Origin of the sequence: Methylotuvimicrobium buryatense (assembly GCF_005931095.1) — a bacterium.
Lineage (GTDB): Bacteria > Pseudomonadota > Gammaproteobacteria > Methylococcales > Methylomonadaceae > Methylotuvimicrobium > Methylotuvimicrobium buryatense.
Genome location: NZ_CP035467.1, coordinates 3,068,381 through 3,082,722 on the forward strand (window position 1 = coordinate 3,068,381; position 14,342 = coordinate 3,082,722).

17 protein-coding genes are annotated in these 14,342 nt (G+C 48.5%); 10 read left to right on the top strand and 7 right to left on the bottom strand.

The features are described from left to right. Positions 1-11: 11 nt before the first annotated feature. From rsfS to EQU24_RS13765, 5 genes are read right to left on the bottom strand one after another with little or no spacing between them, the layout of a single operon-like run. Positions 12-368 (bottom strand): ribosome silencing factor, encoded by a 357-nt coding sequence (gene rsfS / locus EQU24_RS13745; RefSeq protein ID WP_014148326.1) that lies wholly within the window; start codon positions 366-368, stop codon positions 12-14. Positions 369-401: 33 nt separating this feature from the next. After that, positions 402-1,016: a nicotinate-nucleotide adenylyltransferase gene (gene nadD / locus EQU24_RS13750; protein WP_017838949.1), complete on the bottom strand. Its 615-nt coding sequence runs from the start codon at positions 1,014-1,016 to the stop codon at positions 402-404. Then, positions 1,017-2,273 (bottom strand): glutamate-5-semialdehyde dehydrogenase, encoded by a 1,257-nt coding sequence (locus tag EQU24_RS13755; protein ID WP_017838948.1) that lies wholly within the window; start codon positions 2,271-2,273, stop codon positions 1,017-1,019. It abuts the gene before it with no gap. Positions 2,274-2,291: 18 nt separating this feature from the next. Further along, positions 2,292-3,029 (bottom strand): class I SAM-dependent methyltransferase, encoded by a 738-nt coding sequence (locus EQU24_RS13760; protein WP_017838947.1) that lies wholly within the window; start codon positions 3,027-3,029, stop codon positions 2,292-2,294. Next, positions 3,022-3,327, bottom strand: coding sequence for a DUF1244 domain-containing protein (locus EQU24_RS13765; RefSeq protein WP_014148322.1), 306 nt, complete (start codon positions 3,325-3,327; stop codon positions 3,022-3,024). The genes EQU24_RS13760 and EQU24_RS13765 overlap by 8 nt, the downstream gene beginning before the upstream one ends. A gap of 114 nt (positions 3,328-3,441) precedes the next feature. On the opposite strand from EQU24_RS13765, the gene EQU24_RS13770 reads away from it, so the two are divergent. The 6 genes from EQU24_RS13770 (at position 3,442) to EQU24_RS13795 (ending at position 8,337) form a co-directional block, all read left to right on the top strand. Next, entirely contained in the window at positions 3,442-3,780 is a 339-nt protein-coding gene (locus EQU24_RS13770; protein WP_017838946.1) for a hypothetical protein, read from the top strand. 19 nt (positions 3,781-3,799) lie between these two features. Then, positions 3,800-4,336 carry a septation protein A gene (locus EQU24_RS13775; RefSeq protein WP_017838945.1) on the top strand — a complete coding sequence of 179 codons (537 nt, stop codon included), beginning with the start codon at positions 3,800-3,802 and terminating at the stop codon, positions 4,334-4,336. Between the two features lie 3 nt (positions 4,337-4,339). Then, the gene (locus tag EQU24_RS13780; RefSeq protein WP_017838944.1) at positions 4,340-4,642 is read left to right on the top strand and encodes a YciI family protein; all 303 of its coding nucleotides are present in this window, start codon (positions 4,340-4,342) and stop codon (positions 4,640-4,642) included. Beyond that, complete coding sequence (locus EQU24_RS13785; RefSeq protein ID WP_017838943.1) at positions 4,639-4,911, top strand: BolA family protein; 273 nt, start codon at positions 4,639-4,641, stop codon at positions 4,909-4,911. Before EQU24_RS13780 ends, EQU24_RS13785 begins: the two co-directional genes overlap by 4 nt. Before the next feature lie 20 nt (positions 4,912-4,931). Then, the gene (locus tag EQU24_RS13790; protein ID WP_017838942.1) at positions 4,932-5,906 is read left to right on the top strand and encodes a peptidylprolyl isomerase; all 975 of its coding nucleotides are present in this window, start codon (positions 4,932-4,934) and stop codon (positions 5,904-5,906) included. Positions 5,907-6,837: 931 nt separating this feature from the next. Further along, complete coding sequence (locus EQU24_RS13795) at positions 6,838-8,337, top strand: protein adenylyltransferase SelO (RefSeq protein WP_209005072.1); 1,500 nt, start codon at positions 6,838-6,840, stop codon at positions 8,335-8,337. 208 nt (positions 8,338-8,545) lie between these two features. Here EQU24_RS13795 and ppsA read toward each other — a convergent pair whose 3' ends face one another. Then, on the bottom strand, positions 8,546-10,957 hold the full coding sequence (gene ppsA / locus EQU24_RS13800) for a phosphoenolpyruvate synthase (protein WP_017838940.1): 2,412 nt from the start codon (positions 10,955-10,957) through the stop codon (positions 8,546-8,548). A gap of 163 nt (positions 10,958-11,120) precedes the next feature. Between ppsA and EQU24_RS13805 the strand changes: the two genes are divergently transcribed. Then, positions 11,121-11,627, top strand: coding sequence for a hypothetical protein (locus EQU24_RS13805; RefSeq protein ID WP_017838938.1), 507 nt, complete (start codon positions 11,121-11,123; stop codon positions 11,625-11,627). On the opposite strand, the gene EQU24_RS22435 is transcribed toward EQU24_RS13805, so the two are convergent. Then, the gene (locus tag EQU24_RS22435) at positions 11,608-11,772 is read right to left on the bottom strand and encodes a hypothetical protein (RefSeq protein ID WP_175421644.1); all 165 of its coding nucleotides are present in this window, start codon (positions 11,770-11,772) and stop codon (positions 11,608-11,610) included. The genes EQU24_RS13805 and EQU24_RS22435 overlap by 20 nt on opposite strands. Positions 11,773-11,942: 170 nt before the next feature. Here EQU24_RS22435 and EQU24_RS13815 point away from each other — a divergent pair, with 170 nt between their 5' ends. The 3 genes from EQU24_RS13815 (at position 11,943) to EQU24_RS13820 (ending at position 14,331) form a co-directional block, all read left to right on the top strand. Continuing rightward, on the top strand, positions 11,943-12,329 hold the full coding sequence (locus EQU24_RS13815) for a 4a-hydroxytetrahydrobiopterin dehydratase (protein WP_017838937.1): 387 nt from the start codon (positions 11,943-11,945) through the stop codon (positions 12,327-12,329). A gap of 748 nt (positions 12,330-13,077) precedes the next feature. Beyond that, a complete protein-coding gene (locus tag EQU24_RS22440) occupies positions 13,078-13,578 on the top strand; it encodes a hypothetical protein (protein WP_017838936.1) in 501 nt (166 codons plus the stop codon). 78 nt (positions 13,579-13,656) lie between these two features. Further along, entirely contained in the window at positions 13,657-14,331 is a 675-nt protein-coding gene (locus EQU24_RS13820; protein WP_017838935.1) for a response regulator, read from the top strand. Positions 14,332-14,342: the final 11 nt, after the last annotated feature.

Consider the following 14,342-nt stretch of genomic DNA (forward strand, 5'->3'; position numbering starts at 1 on the left):
CAACAAATAAATCAGTCTTGCAGAGCCTCCAGCGCTTCGGCTTTCTGTTCGACCGACCACAATTTTTCCAATTGATAAAACGCACGCGCTTGATCGGTCATCAAATGAACGATCACGTCGCCCAAATCCAGCAATACCCAATCCGCTCCGATACCGCCTTCTTGCCCTAATGGTTTCTGCCCGTTTTCCTTGACTTTTTCCGAAACATAATCGGCCATGGCATTGATATGTCGATCGGATGTGCCGGTTGCCAGTATCATGTAATCGGTCACGCTGGTCTTACCCCGGACGTCCAACACGGTGATATTATGACCCTTCCTTTCGTCCAAAACGTCCTGGACTATTTTCAATAACGCTTCTGTTTGCATTCAAATTCCTATCAAATTCGCGCCGAATTAGCGCTAATAAAGTTTATGTTGCCGGATGTATTGTATGACGGACTCGGGCAATAAAAAACCCGGATCCCGATGTTTAGCTATGATTTGCCGAATGGCGGTTGCGGAAATTTCGAGACGGGTAACCGACTGAAAAAATAAATACCCTGCCGAATATTCATTCAAGACTTGGCGATCTTCGGTCAAACGGTTGGTCAAAAACTCGTCAATTGTCTGCGCATTAAAACCCGGCCGTGTCATCACGACAACATGCGCGAATTCAAACAAGCGTTGCCATTGATACCAAGCGGTAAGACCCGTAAAGGCATCGGCGCCGATAAATAGCAATAAAGGCCGTTCGCCGATCTCGGCACGCAAAGATATTAATGTCTCAACCATATAGGAAGGACCGCCCCGGTCGATCTCGCGCGTATCGACCGTCATATTCGTACGATCTTCCAGCGCCAATTCCAGCATCCTTAACCGCATCGAAGCGGGTGCCGAGGGGCTATCGCGGTGAGGCGGAATAAAGCAAGGGATCAGGCGAATTTCGTCCAGCGCGAAAATTTCTTTGACTTCGAGCGCGGTCCGCAAATGACCGAAATGAATCGGGTCGAACGTGCCTCCGTAAATACCGATCATTTATTGCCGAACGTGGCCATCGCCGAGCACGATGTATTTCAAGCTAGTCAAGCCGCTTAAACCGACCGGCCCCCGCGCGTGCAACTTGTCGGTACTGATACCGATTTCGGCGCCGAGGCCGTATTCGAATCCGTCGGCAAAACGCGTCGACGCATTGACCATGACCGAGCTCGAATCGACTTCCCGCAAAAAGCGTCTGGCTAGCGTGTAGTTTTCGGTCACAATCGCATCGGTATGCGCGGACCCGTATCGATTGATATGCTCGACAGCTTCATCGAAACCGGCAACCACTTTGATCGACAGAATCGGCGCGAGATATTCGGTTTGCCAGTCTTCCTCAACGGCCCGCTGGCAATTCGGTATCAATGAACAGGTTTTAAGACAGCCGCGCAATTCGACGCCTTTCTCCCGATACTTCGCCGACAGGCCGGGCAAAATTTGTGAAGCCAAGCTTTCGTGCACCAACAGTGTTTCCATCGCATTACAAACACCGTAGCGGTGCGTCTTCGCATTGACCGCGATCGAAACAGCTTTGTCGAGATCGGCTTCACTGTCGATATAGACATGACAAATGCCGTCCAGGTGTTTGATAACCGGAATCGTCGCTTCTTTCGATATGCGCTCGATCAAGCCTTTACCGCCGCGCGGCACGATCACATCGACGAAATCCGACATCGTAATCAATTCGCCAACCGCCGCACGGTCGGTCGTTTCGATCACCTGTACAGCCGTAGCAGGCAAGCCGGCCCGTTCCAAACCTTTGCCAATGCATTCGGCGATTGCCTTGTTCGAATGGATCGCCTCCGACCCGCCACGAAGAATACAGGCATTGCCGGATTTCAAGCAGAGTGCGGCCGCGTCGACCGTGACATTAGGACGCGACTCGTAAATAATGCCGATCACGCCCAACGGGACGCGCATCTGACCGACCTGAATGCCGGAGGGCCGATAGGTCATATCGTTGATTTCGCCGACCGGATCGGGTAGAGCTGCAACTTGTTGCAATCCTTCAACCATCCCAGCAATGCCTTTGTCTTTCAATTCCAATCGGTCCAACAAGGCCGCGTCGAGCCCATTGTCGATACCCGATTGAACGTCTTTGCCGTTTTGTTGAATCAAATATTCCCGGTTATTTTCGAGTTCTTCGGCGATAGCCAGCAAGGCCGCATTTTTTATTCCGGTTTCGGTACGGCTCAAAACTCTGCCGGCTTTTCTGGCCTCGCGGCCGAGTGACTGCATATAATCAGTGATATTCATTATTGAAAAAAGCTCGTGTTAAATAGGTTTAACGGCGGTAACCAAAGCATTGACTTTCATTCGCTGATTTAAGGCAATATCGACAAAACCGGCTTCCTCCAACTGCTTTAGCGAAATGCCTTCGCGCATGACGTGATTTTCCGATTCGTCGTTAAATAAATGAATGATCCATTGTTCAAGCAAGTCCGGTTTATTTTCACCGATCAATACCTCGAAAAAACCGCTGATTTCTTCTTGAACGGTACGGGTATGCTCGAAAATATCGTCCAAAGCATAACGATCGCCATTGATGAATTGTCCGCCCGGCTTTAAAACTCGAAAAATTTGTTCGATGACGCGCTCGCGATAACTGTGTTCGAAATTATGAACGGTGTATGCCGTTGCCAAAACATCCGCGCTGTTGTCAGCCATTTTCGTTAATGCACTGTAGGCATCGTCAAGTTTGAAAAATAGGCGTCCATTATCGACCCATTGCTTTAGGTTTTCCTTAGCTTGATTCTGCATCGTCGGCTCGCTATCGATGCTTGTGACTATCATATCGTCGTTGGACGACAAGATAGCCAGCGTCGTGATGCCAGTACCACCGCCTAACTCTACAACATTCAAAGGCCGCCCGGCTTTATCGGCATAATGCTTGACTGCACGACCGACTATTTTGCTCATTTCAGCCGATAATGGACTCATGCGCTGCAACATGTCGTAATCACGCCCGATGATTCCGGAAAACATTGCATCATAAGAACTACCATTACTCATGTTTTTTTCCTTTTTGCTTGAGCTCGTAGGCCGCTAACTGTTCGGGCGTCGCTTCGGTTTGATGGCGCGTCTTCCAATCGGCATAAGGCATGCCGTAAATAATTTCCCGGGCTTGATCATAATCAATCTCGACCCCCTTATCTTTCGCGGCCCCCGAATACCATTTCGCCAGGCAATTACGACAAAAATCGGCCAGAATCATCAAATCGATATTCTGAACTTCCGGATGGCTTTGTAAATGCTCGACTAGGCGCCTAAAGGCGGCCGCTTCGAGTTCGGTTTGAATCTGCTTATCCACGATAACACCTCTTTAAAACTGAATTATTCTACCAGAAAGCCATTGCCAAGCATGTACAATCAAGCGGATTAATTCTACAATAGCACTCAATTTTCCATTGCATTATGCCTTGACATGGAAATACATGTAACTTCGCTTAACACTTCCGCGCTTAAATTAAACCCGCAAAACGCAGGACAGCAGGATACTGTCCAAAATCAACCTGAAAATAAGCGCGTAAACTCCGATAAGCCCTTACAACATTCGGCAAAGGCAACTCAAACGCCCGAGGAAGTAGAACAGCTATTAGACAATGCCGGATTATCCGACATCGCCATGCTTAATACCGACAGAAGCGAAAACCCCATCAACACACGATTATTAAATGCCGTCAATGCTTACACCACAACCCTCAACCAGCCGATGCAAGATCAGCGCGCTCAATTGGTAGCCGGTATTGATTTTTACGTATAAACCCATCAATTGAATCGACATGAAGCAACTTTTTGAATTTTTCCCTATCATTTTATTTTTTATCGCGTTTAAACTTTACGATATCTATATAGCCACGGCTGTAGTCATTGTCGCAACCATTCTTCAAGTCGCCTTCACTTGGTTTAAATATCGAAAAGTCGAAACGATGCAATGGGTCACACTGGGGCTAATTCTGGTCATGGGCGGCGCAACAATTTATTTGCAAGACGAGCAATTCATCAAGTGGAAATTGAGTATTGTCGAATGGCTGTTCGGCCTTGCTTTTCTGGCTAGCCAGTTCTTCGGCGAAAAGCCGTTTATCGAACGCATCATGTCCGCCAATATCACATTGCCATCGCCGATCTGGCGACGGCTTAATCTAATGTGGGCCTTGTTTTTTATCAGCGTCGGTTTTATCAATCTTTATGTGATGTACAACTTCAACACCGACGACTGGGTTAATTTCAAAACCTTCGGCGTACCCGGTTTGATGGTTGTTTTTATCGTATTACAAATGCTTTATCTCTATAAACATATGCCGGATACCGAGGAATAAACCGTGCTCTATGCAATTATCAGCACTGATACCGATAACAGCTTGGACAAAAGAAAATCGACCAGACCGGCTCATCTTGCCAGGCTACAAGAACTCCAAGACCAAGGCCGATTAATTTTAGCCGGCCCCCATCCCGCCGTAGACTGTGACGATCCGGGAGATGCCGGTTTTACCGGCAGCCTGGTCGTCGCCGAATTCTCCGATCTTGAAGAAGCCAAGCAATGGGCCGATGCCGACCCCTACCTGGAAGCCGGCGTTTACGCAAAGGTTACCGTTAAACCATTTAAAAAGGTATTACCTCAATGACTACCGAAGTAATTAGAAAACTGCTCAACGACTCACTCAAGCCCGAGCAAATTGAAATCATAGATAATAGCGCGGCCCATGCCGGCCATATCGGCGCCCAAAGCGGCGGCGGCCATTACCATGTCACGATCGTATCCGAGGCTTTTGAAGGTAAGACCTTGGTGCAACGCCACCAACTTATTTATAAAGCGTTGGGCGATATGATGAAACAACAAATTCATGCCTTAGGCATAAATGCGATGAGCCCCAGCGAATACACCAACCCGTGAAACTTACAAAGGAAACCTAAATGACCAATAAACTCGTTCCATTCTTTTTAATCGGCGCTTCGCTTGTAGCCGGTTGCGACAACCAACAGTCCTCAACGACAGCGCCCATGGCGCCCAAAGTCGATAAAGCCGATGCAGTCGCTTCGGTCAACGGCGTCTATATCAGCAAAACCGCATTGCAAGAGCTTGAAAGTGACATTGCCGAACGCACCCAAGGCCAATCTTTTCCGAAAGATAAGTTAATCGAGGAATTAGTTCAACGGGAATTGCTGGTCCAAGAAGCACTGCAAAAACAACTCGACAAATCGCCCGAGTTTATTCAAAGAATGGACGTCGTTAGAAAATCCTTGCTTTCGCAGGCCGCCTTACAAAACTATCTAAAATCGAATCCGGTGACCGATGAGGAAATTAAAGCCGAATACGAAAAAAATGTCGGCGGCGAAAACAACATGGAATACAAAGCTCGCCATATTTTGGTAAAAACCGAGGATGAAGCGAAAAAAATTATCGCACAACTCGATAAAGGCGCAAAATTCGACGAACTGGCTAAAAAGACTTCTACCGGACCTTCAGGCCCGGAAGGCGGAGACCTAGGCTGGTTTGCACCAAGTCAAATGGTAACGCCATTCTCCGAAGCAGTCATCGCGCTTGAAAACGGCAAATACACAAGCGAACCGGTTGAAACCCAATTCGGCTGGCACGTTATCTTGAGAGAAGATTCACGCCAACAAACCATGCCGGCGCTAGAAGAAGTTAAAGAGCAAATAACGCCTTACTTGCAACGTCAAAAAGTTCAAACGATGATGGAAAACCTGCGTGCCGGCGCTCAAGTCGAAATCCTGATTCCAATCGAAGCACCTGCGGCCCCACAAATCGGTGAAACACCAGCACCTGATGCCGGAACAGAAGCTGCCCCAACTGAAGAATCGCCAGCCGCCGACCAACCCACAAGCGAAAAACCTACGGAATCGTTAGAAGCGCCGGCAGCTCAATAAAGGTTACTCCTTTAGATAATACAGCTATACAACAAGTATCCGCCCGCCCGCGGCGGATACACCGCTTTTTGTTTATCCCGCCTTAACCAATTTCCTGATTAACAACTTTCTTCAGCTAAAGCCTAAAGATCAGCATATTTTTAGCAGGACGGGGTTCGCAAGCCATTCGCGTCAAGCTAAAAACGGTCAACCCACATCACACTTTTTCCCAAGCTTGGGAAAGACACCCCGGAAGCTCCAGCTTCCTGAGACCAACACAACCTCCGCACATTCTCAATCAACCCCGACTCGCTCCAGCAATTCCCAATTTGGAGATCAAAAAGGGTGTGGGGCATAAGCGCCAACTTAGTGCCTATTCTATGGTGCGTTTATGGCTTTATTCGTCATATTGGTATGGGTTGTCGATATCCATGTTGCATGGATGCGGTGCTACGCATTGCCATCCTTGGCCCTGGATTCCGCCAATCCCTGGCGGAATGACGCGTTCCTTCCTTAAGTTGGCGCTTGTGAGGGTGTGGGGTATGCTTGGCGAGGATGTCGGCAGCAGGGATCTGCCGCCAAGCCCCCATGGATGGGTTTACGGCGTTCCTCGACAGGCATACCCCACACCCTAAAATCGGCGAAACTGCTCAAACTGGGAATTGCTGGACTCGCTCGTTCAATCTTTCTTGATTGTCGGGAAGCTACAGGTTACCCAAGCTGGAGCTTGGGTAACAGCATATTTTAGTTTTTGCGATTACGACTTGCCCCTGCTCGGACACTTAGCTTCGGCAAGCTGAAGCATCTTGCTAATCAGGATCAATTTAGAAGTTAAATCCAATCATATCTTTTGGCTAATTCCCTAGTATTTTAGTAAACTTTTAAACTATTATACCGTCCAAGTTATCTTTTTATTTAGGACGCTATTTTTAGATAGCCCAACTCAAACACTTTGCTGAAAGCCAATAGAATCATGATGCCGTCATTTAACTTCGATAACACCTACGCACGCCTACCCGAACGTTTCGGTACGCGATTAAATCCTACGCCGGTACAAGATCCTCGCTTGATCAAACTGAACAGAAACTTAGCGGATCAGTTGGGCTTGGACTTGGATGAACTAGATAACAAAACCGCAGCTGCACTCTTTTCCGGCAATCTCGTTCCTGAAGGCGCGGAACCGCTCGCCATGGCTTATGCCGGGCATCAATTCGGAAACTTCGTACCTCAATTGGGAGACGGCCGGGCGATTTTACTCGGGGAAGTTATTGATCGCGCCGGAAGGCGCTGGGATATTCAACTAAAAGGCTCGGGACAAACGCCCTTCTCGCGTCGCGGCGACGGACGAGCCGCATTAGGGCCTGTTCTTCGCGAATATTTGATTAGTGACGCGATGCATGCACTCGGCATTCCTACGACACGCGCTCTGGCCGCCGTAACGAGCGGCGAACCGGTATTCCGAGAAACGCCGCTACCCGGCGCCGTATTAACGCGCGTTGCTTCAAGCCATATTCGCATCGGCACATTTCAATATTTTGCCATGCGAGAAGACAGGGAAGCCGTCAAGCTTTTAGCCGACTACGCAATAGGCCGTCATTACCCGGATTTGAAATCCGCACCGAATCCCTATTCGGCATTGCTGACAACCGTTCAAGAACGGCAAGCGTCGCTGATTGCGCGTTGGATGCATGTCGGCTTTATCCATGGCGTCATGAACACCGATAATATGACGATTTCGGGCGAAACGATCGACTACGGCCCATGCGCATTCATGGATCAGTACAATCCGGACACCGTATTCAGCTCGATCGACGACTTTGGCCGTTATGCTTTCGGCAATCAACCACGAATTGCCCAATGGAATTTAGCAAGGTTCGCGGAAACCTTATTACCGCTACTGCATGACGAGCAAGACTCGGCAATCGCTATCGCCGTTGAAATCATCAATCGTTTTTCAGATATTTTCGACACTTTTTGGCTGACGGGCATGCGTCGCAAACTAGGCTTAGCAATCGAGCAACAGGATGATAAACAATTGATCGATTCCTTGCTTCAATTGCTGCAACAACATAAAGCCGACTACACCAATGTTTTTCGAGCACTGAGCCATATCGCCGAGGGACCCGCTACAGAACCGACCCTGAATGATTATCTGCCACAAACGCCGGACTTTGACAATTGGTTAGAGCGCTGGCAAACCCGTCTCGATCAAGAAACGGAGTCTCCGGCACAACGAGCCGAAGCCATGCGTCGAGTCAATCCGGCTTATATTCCGCGTAACCACAAGGCTGAACAAGCATTGAGCGCGGCGGTTCAAGACGAGGACTTTTCAAAGTTTGAAGCATTGCTCGCCGTACTCAACAAACCATTTACCGAACAACCCGGTTGCCGGCACTATCAAGAACCGCCTCAACCCGACGAACGTGTTTATCAAACGTTTTGCGGGACTTGATTATCCTAAAAATTCATTTCACTTTGAAGAGTAACAAGTTAATTCAATAACTCGTTACTCATTTGTGTAAAACTCTCGCTTACCCGAGAGGTTAACAAGGATACTCAGGCAACCTCTTGAGTTAATTCATGAACTTCATTTTCTGCTTGGTTAAACTACCAAATTTGACTCGCAAAGGGTATCGATGGGCTCCGGCTGCTCAGGATTATCACCCTTTTAATTGTTCTTCCATTTTCAAAATCCGCTGAGTTGTCTGCAACACCGTATCCGGATTCAAACTCATCGAATCGATGCCGATTTCGACTAGGTATTCGGCCATTTCCGGATAATCGGACGGCGCCTGCCCGCACAAGCCGGAATGCTTGCCGTTACGGCGCGCGCCTTCCACAGCCATACGAATCATTTCTTTAACGCCCGGATCGCGCTCATCGAAATCTTCGGCAAGTATTTCGGAATCCCTATCGACGCCGAGCGTCAATTGTGTCAAATCGTTCGAACCGATCGAAAAACCGTCGAACAGTTTCGAAAACGCATCGATACGAATCACATTATTCGGAATTTCGCACATCACATAAATTTCGAGTCCGTTCTCCCCTCTTTTCAAACCGAGCTCGGCCATATAATCCAAAACGCGCACCGCCTCTTGCTCCCGGCGGCAAAACGGAATCATAAGAATCACGTTGGTCAAACCCATGTCTTCGCGAACCCGCTTCATCGCTCGGCATTCGAGTGCGAAGCCTTCCTTATAATCGGGATGCACATAACGCGAAGCGCCTCTGAAACCGATCATCGGATTCGCCTCGTCGCGCTCGAACCCGCGACCGCCGAGCAAGGTTGCATATTCGTTAGTCTTGAAGTCGGACATTCTGACCACGACCGGCTTCGGATAAAACGCTGCAGCGATCGTACCGACTCCCTCCGCAAGACGCTCGATGAAAAAATCCTCCGGCTGCGCATAATAGCGGGTCAAGCGTTTAATCTTTGCTTTTTCTTCGGCATCTTGTATGCGTTCAGGATGAATCAACGCCATCGGATGAGCCTTGATAAACTCGGTAATGATGAATTCCATCCGCGCCAATCCGACGCCGTCATTCGGCAAAAAGCTGAGTTTGAATGCCAATTCCGGATTGCCCAAATTCAGCATAATTTTAGTTTTCGGTCGCTTCAATCCGGAAAGATCGGTCTTATTGACATCGAAACTCAACTCGCCGTCATAAACCTTGCCGGCATCGCCTTCGGCGCAGGATACCGTGACAGTCGTACCGGTTTTAATCGTTTCGGTCGCATTGTCGCAGCCGATCACGGCCGGAACACCCAGCTCGCGAGCGATGATTGCGGCATGACAGGTGCGCCCACCTCGATTGGTCACGATCGCTGCGGCCGTTTTCATGACCGGTTCCCAATCCGGTGTGGTCATGTCGGTAATCAACACTTCGCCGGGTTTGAAGGTATTCAATTGGCTGACATTTTTGATCACATGCGCGGTACCGACCGCGATCTTGCTGCCGACCGCTCGTCCTGTCACAATCGCCTCGGCCTTTTGTTTCAGTTCGTATTGTTCGAGCGTCGTCCCGCTCAACTGCGATGCGACTGTTTCGGGCCGTGCCTGTACGATATAGAGTTGTCCGTCCAGCCCGTCCTTCGCCCACTCGATATCCATTGGCCTGGGCATGCCAGCCTTCGCGCTGTAGTGCTTCTCGATCTTGATCGCGTAATCGGCCAAAGTCAGCACCTCGTCGTCGCTCAAGCAAAATTGCGAACGCTCCTCGGCTGACGTCACGACATTACAAGTTTGCTCGCGCGTACGGCCTTCGCTATAGACCATCTTAATTTTTTTCGCGCCCAGCGACCGTCGCAACACACAACGATGACCTTGCTCGAAGGTAGGCTTATGCACATAAAACTCGTCCGGGTCGACCGAACCCTGCACGACATTTTCACCGAGGCCGTAAGCACCGGTAATGAATACCGCATCTTTGAAGCCCGATTCGGTATCGATCGAGAACATTACGCCGCTCGATGCCAAATCCGAGCGGACCATTTTCATCACGCCGATCGATAACGACACCTTGAAATGATCGAAACCTTGATCGATCCGATAATGAATCGCCCGATCGGTGAACAGGCTCGCGAAACAGCGTTTACACGCATCGAGCAGAGCCTGTCCGCTATGCACGTTCAGATAGGTGTCCTGCTGACCCGCAAAGCTCGCGGTCGGCAAATCCTCGGCCGTCGCCGAACTTCTAACCGCAACGGTCAATTCCTCATCGTATTGTCGCTGCAGTTGATCGAAAGCAATCAGAATTTCATGCTCCAAGTCTTCGGATAGCGGCGCCGCGTAAACGATATCTCGCGCTTTTCTGGCTCGCTTAGCCAAGTCATTCACATCGTCCGGATTCAAGGTATCGAGCGCCTCATGTAAGGCTTCCCAGGCATCCGCTTTATCGAGCATGTGCCGGTAACCTTCCGCAGTAATCGCGAAGCCGTTCGGCACGCGGATGCCTTCGGCGGCTAGTTCGAGGTACATTTCGCCCAGCGAGGCATTTTTTCCGCCAACCAAGGGAATATCGTCGATCGTTAGTTCCTCAAACCAACGGATGTACTTGAATTTTTCTGGCATGTGCGTTCCTCCGGTTTTTACTCAACAGTCTAAATCATTGTAGCCCTTTGATCATCAATCTTCACGCATGATTAACACCCAAGCAATACAATCATTGGCGAATACCGTCTTTGAGATACAATCCTCTATGACGTCACTTTTCTTAGGAAGCATGTGCTCATTTATGCCTATTTTCATCCTATCCTGCCTATCACTGGGCTACCTTGCCGATAACAATCATCCGCTGGTTGCTTATCTATTGTCGCCGTTTGTCATTCCGATCATGGGTACGGTAATGGTACTTAGCGGAATCGGCGTATTGATCGATAAACCAAGCTATCTCAACTGGCATGATTTTTTTGCATCGAGCACCTTATTCGTATGGTTTACTTATTGGCATCGATTTTTCGAACCCGATGCGCCGATGTTCATTTATTTCCCATATTTTCTGGCTTTCATTTCACTGATAACGGTAATACTTTTTGTCGGACAGCGGAAAAACATAGATCATGAAACGCTGAAGGTCATGTTAAAGATAGCCGAACGCAAGCGCTTACTGTCTATGGTAACAATGGCTTTTTCAGTTGCCTGTTTGTTTCTTATTGAACATTTTTTGCTATTCCCCGTGGCGATTACGCTATTCATCATTCAATATTCATTGTTAGAATGCGTCAAACAAGATGAACAATAACAGCAATTCCCAATTTGGAGATCAAAAAGGGTGTGGAGTATGCTTGGCGAGGATTTCGGCAGCAGGGGCAGATTTTTGCTCCTGCAAAATCTGCATTCACACCATCCTTGGCGCTTGCAGATTTTTGCTCCTGCAAAATCTGCATTCACGCCATCCTTGGCGCTTAGCTGCTGCCAAGCCCCCATGGATGGGTTTACGGCGTTCCTCGACAGGCATACCCCACACCCTAAAATCGGTGAAACTGCTCAAACTGGGAATTGCTGGAACAATAACGCCTTTCACTACCATTATTACGATTAATTTAAAGAGGTCATCATGAGCTGGAGAGAACGCAAACACGAAGAAACCTATTCCGATGAAGAGGTCGAAGCTAGACTAAAAGCGGAATTGCCGAATTGGTATCTCGAAAAAGGCTGGATTCGACGCAAGTACAAAACCAGTGGCTGGAAATCGACATTAATGGTCGTCAATACCGTAGGCCACTTGGCCGAAGCAGCCTTCCATCATCCCGACATGACTGTATCTTATGCTTTCGTGATCGTCAAATTGGTCAATCATGCCGCAAAAGGCATAACGAATAAAGATTTTGAATTGGCGCAGAAAATTGAGGACGTCGTGATGTGGCAACCGGGATTGGACGAAGAGTCCTCGCTGGAAGGCACCCCGGATGATCCTCGATTTAAATATATCAAGTACGACTAAGCCATATCTGTCATTCTCCAATTTGGGGATCAAAAAGTGTGTGGAATATTCTTAGGATTTCGCGATTATAGGTTATACCCTTTGCTAGTCAAATTTCGGCGTCGGGGTGCCCCGTCAAAGGACGCCGTGAATATGTCCATGTAGGCTCTATGACAGCATCCATGCTGCCAAAGCCTTTGCCGAACACCCCGACGCCTCCATACGCTAATGCCGAAATTTGAAGTGCGATAGGTATATTTAGGAATTCGTGATAAATAACGCCCTGGAACTATGGGCTTTGTTGAGGGTTCGGTAACTCGCATGGCAGAACGCCGTGAATACGTCCGTGTAGACTTGACGGCGGCTTTCCCTGCCGCCGCCGACACCCTCCTTGCCTCATCCAGCAAACCCAAACACCACATCCCGCTTTCAGCGACTCAAATCCAAGCATTCCGTTTTATACCCTCGTAGATCAAAATTCGGCACCGGGGTGTCCGCCAAAGGACGCCGTGAATAGGTCCATGTAGATACTCTATGCCAGCTCCATGCTGGCAAAGCCTTTGCGAGCGCCATGAATGCCGTGAATGTCGATTTTGCAGGAGCAAAATCGACCTAGCTCCCCGGCACCTCCTTAAGCACTGCCGAAATTTGAAGTGCGAAAGGTATACAATGACGAACGATTTATTTGCCCTCGGTCGATCTCACGCAAGATTGGTGAAAGGTTTTCGCAATAATATTCATTAGAACTCTCGATTCCTAAGGACTGAATATGTCAATCGGCATTATTTTCCAAACCATGGAAAGAACCGGCCGAATGGACGAACTGGTGCGATTTTCACTTGCCGGCCAATCTGATTTGATTTTATTGGGACACATTAAAAGCAGAACCGGGCAACGTTTAATATCAAGACGCTTGGCCACGATAACCGGTTGCTCGGTATGGATGGAGCCGGAAGCCTGTGGAACCAATATAAGCTGTCTTATCGCACCGATAAATTTTTCTCAACCGCCCGCCAGCAGCTTAAGCCAAGCAACTGTTCTAGCCCGCGCCAACAATAATACAGAACTCATGGCGCTGCACGTCTATTTCGCCTCATCGGTCATTCGTTATACCTTTCGCACTTCAAACTTCGGCAGTGCCCGAGGGAGGCGCTGGGGTGTCCGACAAAGGCTTTGCCAGCATGGAGCTGGCATAGAGCCTACATGGACATATTCACGGCGTCCTTTGGCTGACATCCCGGTGCCGAATTTTGATCTACGATGGGTATAATTAACGAAGACTCAAATCTTAAGCCCCCGTATTGCAGGGGTCTTAAATGGGACTATAAACACAAGTTAATTTAAAAACATGAAAATCCTAATAGTAGAAGACGATGCCGTCTTGGCTGACGGCTTAACATATACGCTCACACAATCGGGCTATGATGTCAGCTGCGCCCAAACCGGCGCTTACGCGCAAGGTCTTTTGCTCGCTCAAGATTTCGACTTGGTAATCCTGGATCTAGGTTTACCCGACATGGACGGAAGTGAAGTTTTATGGAAACTAAGGCAACGAAAAAATGCAGTTCCCGTCCTAATTTTGACGGCTCGTGACGCAATGAGCGATCGAATCAACGAACTTAAACGTGGCGCGGACGATTACATGGTTAAACCGTTTGATTGTCGAGAACTGGAATCACGTATTCATGCATTGATTCGCCGCAGTTATTGCGACTTCAATCAACATATTGTTATCGGTCGACTAACGCTGGACACACTTCAACATCAAATTCTAGTTGACGATCAACCCTTGAATTTACTGCAGCGGGAATACGATGTGCTTGAAACACTAATGCTTCAAGCGGGATATGTGGTTAGCAAAGATAAAATTGCTCAACGTTTATCGACAAGTGAAGACGAATTAACCGACAATGCCATCGAAGTATATATACACAGGCTACGCAAGCGTATCAAACCCTTCGGGAACAATATCCGAACGATTCGAGGCCTAGGTTACTTGCTGGAAAACTGGTCTGATGAATAAATTGAAAAGCA

Bases quoted from the DNA above. Each gene is read 5' to 3' on its own strand.
- EQU24_RS13775 (WP_017838945.1), top strand. From the start codon at position 3,800: ATGAAGCAACTTTTTGAATTTTTCCCTATCATTTTATTTTTTATCGCG.
- EQU24_RS13760 (WP_017838947.1), bottom strand. From the start codon at position 3,029: ATGAGTAATGGTAGTTCTTATGATGCAATGTTTTCCGGAATCATCGGG.
- EQU24_RS22435 (WP_175421644.1), bottom strand. From the start codon at position 11,772: ATGCAGATTTTGCAGGAGCAAAAATCTGCAAGCGCCAAGGATGGTGTG.
- EQU24_RS13815 (WP_017838937.1), top strand. From the start codon at position 11,943: ATGAGCTGGAGAGAACGCAAACACGAAGAAACCTATTCCGATGAAGAG.
- EQU24_RS22440 (WP_017838936.1), top strand. From the start codon at position 13,078: ATGTCAATCGGCATTATTTTCCAAACCATGGAAAGAACCGGCCGAATG.
- EQU24_RS13755 (WP_017838948.1), bottom strand. From the start codon at position 2,273: ATGAATATCACTGATTATATGCAGTCACTCGGCCGCGAGGCCAGAAAA.
- EQU24_RS13770 (WP_017838946.1), top strand. From the start codon at position 3,442: ATGGAAATACATGTAACTTCGCTTAACACTTCCGCGCTTAAATTAAAC.
- EQU24_RS13785 (WP_017838943.1), top strand. From the start codon at position 4,639: ATGACTACCGAAGTAATTAGAAAACTGCTCAACGACTCACTCAAGCCC.
- nadD (WP_017838949.1), bottom strand. From the start codon at position 1,016: ATGATCGGTATTTACGGAGGCACGTTCGACCCGATTCATTTCGGTCAT.
- EQU24_RS13805 (WP_017838938.1), top strand. From the start codon at position 11,121: ATGCCTATTTTCATCCTATCCTGCCTATCACTGGGCTACCTTGCCGAT.
- rsfS (WP_014148326.1), bottom strand. From the start codon at position 368: ATGCAAACAGAAGCGTTATTGAAAATAGTCCAGGACGTTTTGGACGAA.
- EQU24_RS13790 (WP_017838942.1), top strand. From the start codon at position 4,932: ATGACCAATAAACTCGTTCCATTCTTTTTAATCGGCGCTTCGCTTGTA.
- EQU24_RS13820 (WP_017838935.1), top strand. From the start codon at position 13,657: ATGAAAATCCTAATAGTAGAAGACGATGCCGTCTTGGCTGACGGCTTA.
- ppsA (WP_017838940.1), bottom strand. From the start codon at position 10,957: ATGCCAGAAAAATTCAAGTACATCCGTTGGTTTGAGGAACTAACGATC.